This is a genomic window from Pseudomonas sp. (genome assembly GCF_026224925.1).
Taxonomy (GTDB): domain Bacteria; phylum Pseudomonadota; class Gammaproteobacteria; order Pseudomonadales; family Pseudomonadaceae; genus Aquipseudomonas.
Genome location: NZ_JAMFRV010000321.1, coordinates 1 through 5,103, shown reverse-complemented (window position 1 = coordinate 5,103; position 5,103 = coordinate 1). Strand labels below are relative to the sequence as shown.

Annotated in this window: 4 protein-coding genes and 1 pseudogene; all 5 read left to right on the top strand. The window is 55.9% G+C overall.

The features are described 5' to 3' along the window. Positions 1–509, top strand: a pseudogene (locus tag M0974_RS13945) (sugar ABC transporter substrate-binding protein); the annotation flags it as partial. 140 nt (positions 510–649) lie between these two features. Next, a complete protein-coding gene (locus tag M0974_RS13940) occupies positions 650–1,558 on the top strand; it encodes a carbohydrate ABC transporter permease (protein WP_297837562.1) in 909 nt (302 codons plus the stop codon). Continuing rightward, positions 1,551–2,396: a carbohydrate ABC transporter permease gene (locus M0974_RS13935; protein ID WP_297837560.1), complete on the top strand. Its 846-nt coding sequence runs from the start codon at positions 1,551–1,553 to the stop codon at positions 2,394–2,396. The genes M0974_RS13940 and M0974_RS13935 overlap by 8 nt, the downstream gene beginning before the upstream one ends. A 3-nt stretch (positions 2,397–2,399) precedes the next feature. Continuing rightward, positions 2,400–3,563, top strand: coding sequence for an ABC transporter ATP-binding protein (locus tag M0974_RS13930; RefSeq protein WP_297837557.1), 1,164 nt, complete (start codon positions 2,400–2,402; stop codon positions 3,561–3,563). Between the two features lie 120 nt (positions 3,564–3,683). Continuing rightward, the gene (locus M0974_RS13925) at positions 3,684–5,033 is read left to right on the top strand and encodes a carbohydrate porin (RefSeq protein ID WP_297837553.1); all 1,350 of its coding nucleotides are present in this window, start codon (positions 3,684–3,686) and stop codon (positions 5,031–5,033) included. Positions 5,034–5,103: the final 70 nt, after the last annotated feature.

Genomic DNA, 5,103 nt, shown 5'->3' with positions numbered 1-5,103 from the left:
TCATCAACGGCAAGGCCGGCATGCAGATCATGGGTGACTGGGCCAAGAGCGAATGGACCGCTGCCAAGAAAGTCGCTGGTAAGGACTATGAGTGCGTAGCCTTCCCAGGCACCGACAAGGCCTTCACCTACAACATCGACTCCCTGGCGGTGTTCAAACAGAAGGACAAAGGCACGTTGGCGGGTCAGCAAGACATCGCCAAAGTCGCTCTGGGTGAAAACTTCCAGAAGGTCTTCAGCATCAACAAAGGCTCAATCCCGGTTCGTATCGACATGCTGAACAAGATGGACAGCTACGGGTTTGACTCTTGTGCGCAAACTGCTGCCAAAGACTTCCTGGCAGACGCCAAGACGGGCGGCCTGCAGCCAAGCATGGCGCACAACATGGCGACCTCGCTGGCAGTACAAGGTGCGTTCTTCGATGTGGTGACCAACTACATCAACGACCCGAAAGCCGATCCGGAAAAAACTGCCAAGCAGTTGTGGGCGTCGGTCAAAGCAGCCAAGTAACCGTTTCATGCTCTTGTGGATTAAAGAGCGCACGTAAACCCCAGCCGCAGTTCGTGCTGATGAAACCGTAACCCGGTTTCACACACGGCTGTGGCCTGGATAGCCCTGTTTCAAAATCATGCTTCAAGTGGATGCTTTCAATGAGTTCTATCGCTGTGATCAGCAAAGCCTCGCCGCTCGACGTGCTTCAACGCTGGTTACCGAAGCTGGTACTGGCGCCGAGCATGTTCGTCGTATTGGTCGGCTTTTACGGTTATATCCTGTGGACGTTTGTGTTGTCGTTCACCACCTCCACTTTTCTGCCCTCTTACAACTGGGCTGGACTGACCCAGTATGCCCGCCTGTTCGATAACGATCGCTGGTGGGTCGCAAGCAAAAACCTTGCAGTATTCGGCGGTATGTTCATCGCCATCAGTTTGGTTGTCGGCGTGGTGTTGGCCGTATTCCTCGATCAGCGGATTCGCCGCGAAGGCTTTATCCGCACTATTTATCTGTACCCGATGGCGCTCTCGATGATCGTCACCGGTACCGCCTGGAAATGGTTGCTCAATCCCGGCATGGGCTTGGACAAAATGATGCGCGATTGGGGTTGGGAAGGCTTTCGCCTGGACTGGCTGGTGGACCCTAATCGTGTGGTCTACTGCCTGGTTATCGCGGCGGTCTGGCAGGCCTCGGGTTTTATCATGGCGATGTTCCTTGCCGGCCTGCGGGGTGTCGATCAATCGATCATCCGTGCAGCGCAAATTGACGGCGCCAGCTTGCCGCACATCTACCTCAAGGTCGTCTTGCCAAGCCTGCGTCCGGTGTTCTTCAGCGCGGTGATGATCCTTGCGCACATTGCAATCAAGAGCTTTGACTTGGTCGCTGCGATGACTGCCGGTGGCCCTGGTTATTCTTCGGACCTGCCCGCAATGTTCATGTACTCATTCACCTTCAGCCGCGGCCAAATGGGCATGGGCTCGGCCAGTGCGATCCTGATGCTCGGGGCGATTCTCGCCATCGTGGTGCCTTATCTGTATTCCGAATTGAGGGCCAAGCGCGATGAGTAGTCTGGCGAATAAACCGTCTATCAGTTTTAGCCGGATCGCGATTCACGCGGTCCTGATTTTTGCGTGCTTGCTGTACCTGGTGCCGTTGGTGGTGATGCTGCTCACCAGCTTCAAAACTCCGGAAGACATTAGCACCGGCAATTTGTTGAGCTGGCCGACGGTGGTTACTGCCATCGGCTGGGTTAAAGCCTGGGCAACAGTGGATGGCTATTTCTGGAACTCGATCAAAATTACGGTGCCTGCGGTCTTGATCTCTACGGCCATCGGCGCACTCAACGGTTACGTCCTGTCAATGTGGCGCTTTCGGGGTTCGCAGTTGTTCTTCGGCCTGCTGCTGTTCGGCTGTTTCCTACCGTTCCAGACCGTGTTGCTGCCGGCGTCTTTTACCCTTGGCAAAATGGGCCTGGCCAGCACTACCACCGGGTTGGTGATCGTACACATTGTCTACGGCCTGGCGTTCACCACGCTGTTTTTCCGCAACTACTACGTTGGCATTCCGGATGCGCTGGTCAAGGCTGCGCGGCTTGACGGCGCCGGTTTCTTTACTATTTTCATGAAGATAATTCTGCCGATGTCGACGCCGATCATCATGGTCTGCCTGATCTGGCAATCCACCCAAATCTGGAACGACTTCCTGTTTGGTGTGGTGTTCTCCAGTGGCGACTCGCAGCCGATTACCGTGGCACTGAACAACCTGGTCAACACCAGCACCGGTGCTAAAGAATATAACGTCGATATGGCCGCCGCGATGATCGCCGGTCTACCGACCCTGCTGGTGTACATCGTCGCCGGCAAGTATTTCGTGCGTGGCCTGACGGCCGGCGCGGTCAAGGGGTAAGGCATGGCAACTCTGGAATTGCGTAACGTTAACAAGACCTACGGCAGCGGTTTGCCGGACACCTTGAAAAACATCGAGTTGAAGATCAATGACGGTGAGTTTTTGATCCTCGTAGGACCATCCGGCTGCGGTAAATCGACCCTGATGAACTGCATCGCCGGGCTGGAAAGCATCAGTGGTGGTTCGATCTTGATCGACGACGCGGACATCAGTGGTATGAGCCCCAAAGACCGTGACATCGCCATGGTGTTTCAGTCTTACGCGCTGTACCCGACGATGACCGTGCGCGAGAACATCTCGTTTGGCCTGAAGATCCGCAAAATGGCACCGGCAGCGATTGAAGAAGAAGTTGCTCGCGTTTCCAAGCTGCTGCAAATCGAACACCTGCTCAACCGTAAGCCTGGACAGTTATCAGGCGGTCAACAACAGCGTGTGGCCATGGGCCGGGCGCTGGCGCGACGCCCGAAAATCAACCTGTTCGACGAACCATTGTCCAACCTCGACGCCAAATTGCGGGTCGAGATGCGCACCGAAATGAAGTTGATGCACCAGCGCAACAAGACCACCACTGTCTACGTGACCCACGATCAGATTGAAGCCATGACCCTGGGCGACAAGGTGGCCGTGATGAAGGACGGCATCATCCAGCAGTTTGGTACGCCACAGCAGATTTACAACGACCCGGCCAACCTGTTCGTTGCGAGCTTTATCGGGTCACCGCCCATGAACTTCATCCCTCTACGTTTGCAGCGCAAAGACGGACGTTTGCTCGCGCTGCTGGACAGCGGTCAAGCACGTTGCGAACTGCCGCTGGGCATGCTTGACGCCGGTCTGGAAGACCGTGAAGTCATCCTCGGAATGCGCCCGGAACAGATCGTCTTGGCCCCGGTCGAAGCCAACGGATTACCAACTATTCGGGCTGAAGTTCAAGTCACCGAGCCCACTGGGCCGGACACGCTGGTGTTCGTCTTGCTCAATGGCAGCAAAGTCTGCTGCCGATTGGCACCGGATGTCGCGCCGCAGGTGGGTGAATCGCTGACGCTGCAATTTGATCCGTCCAAAGTCCTGTTGTTCGACGCCAAAAGCGGCGAGCGTCTGGGTGTGTTGGGAAAGCCACAGCCCACTGAACGCGTGGGCAACGTGACACAGATAAACCGTAGCCAGTGAAGGCTGCATGAGCACTGCTGGTTGATCGGGTCTGCCGTGAAGGTCGGTCTACCAGCAATACGGAGCAAATGCTGCAGACCATTAACGAAAAGCTAATAACAATAAAATGAGGATCTAGGGATGAAAAAGCAACACAACAACACCCGTTTGCTCTGCCAACTGTCAGCGGTTGCGGCGTTGGTTATTTCTGCCAATGCGATGGCAGACGACGCTTTCAGCGCAGATTCCAAATGGATGACCGGCGACTGGGGCGGTGAGCGGACCAAGCTGATCGAGCAAGGTATCGACATCAAGGCGGACTACGTCGGTGAAGTAGGCGGCAACCTGAGTGGTGGCTACAACAACGACAAGACTGCGCGTTACTCTGACCAATTTGGCTTGGGCGTCGCGTTTGACCTGCAAAAGCTGCTGGGCTGGGATAACACCCAGGCCAAGGTCGAACTAACTAATCGTAATGGCCAAAACATCTCCAATGACCGGGTCGGCGACCCGCGTGCTGGCACCTTGAGTTCGTCCCAAGAAGTTTACGGCCGTGGCCACATGGTGCGTCTGACCCAATTGTGGGTTCAGCATCAGTTCCTCGACAACAAACTGGACATTAAAGCCGGTTACTTCGGCGAAGGCGAAGACTTCAACACCTTCCCCTGCGAATTCCAGAACCTGGCGTTCTGCGGTTCCCAAGCGGGTAACTGGGCGACGGGCATCTGGTACAACTGGCCGGTCAGCCAGGCGGCTTTGCGCGTGAAGTACAACATCACGCCTGAGTTGTATGCACAGATCGGTGCGTACGACCAGAACCCATCGCAACTGGAGCACGGTAACGGCTTCAAGCTCAGCGGCAGTGGAACCAAGGGCGCACTCATACCGGTCGAACTGGTCTGGTCGCCGAACCTCAACGGTCTACCGGGCGAATACCGTGTGGGTTACTACAAGAGCTCGGCCAGCGCCAATGACGTTCTCGAGGACAGCAACGGCAATAACGCAGCGACCACCGGTGACCCCTACCGCGTTCACAGCAGTAAGCACGGCTACTGGGGCGTCGTGCAACAGCAGCTCACCACCCACAACGGCGACGCTTCCCGCGGTCTGCAAGTCGCAGCCAACGCAACCTTCCACGACAAGGCCACCAACCTAGTCGACAACTACCAGTCGCTGATGTTTGTGTACAAGGGCCCGTTCGACGCGCGTCCGAAGGATGACATGGGGATTGGTTTTGCCCGTATCCATGTCAACGATGACGTGAAGAAAAACGCCGAGTTGATCAACGCCAGCAATGGCATCAGCGACTACGACAATCCGTTGTACGTACCGCTGCGGTCCACCGAGTACGACTACGAAATCAACTACGGCTTCCACGTCACCAACTGGCTGACCGTACGTCCTAACCTGCAATACGTAACCCACCCAGGTGGCGTGGACCAAGTCGACAACGCACTGGTGGCCGGCCTGAAAATTCAGACGGTGTTTTAACGCGGTTGCAATAAGCTCCTTCCCTCTGTGCGCATTTTGCGGATAGCCATGGCTATCCGCTTTTTTTTGG

What these genes read in the sequence shown, in the direction of transcription:
- M0974_RS13940 (WP_297837562.1), top strand. Translation starts at nt 650, where the DNA reads ATGAGTTCTATCGCTGTGATCAGCAAAGCCTCGCCGCTCGACGTGCTT.
- M0974_RS13935 (WP_297837560.1), top strand. Translation starts at nt 1,551, where the DNA reads ATGAGTAGTCTGGCGAATAAACCGTCTATCAGTTTTAGCCGGATCGCG.
- M0974_RS13930 (WP_297837557.1), top strand. Translation starts at nt 2,400, where the DNA reads ATGGCAACTCTGGAATTGCGTAACGTTAACAAGACCTACGGCAGCGGT.
- M0974_RS13925 (WP_297837553.1), top strand. Translation starts at nt 3,684, where the DNA reads ATGAAAAAGCAACACAACAACACCCGTTTGCTCTGCCAACTGTCAGCG.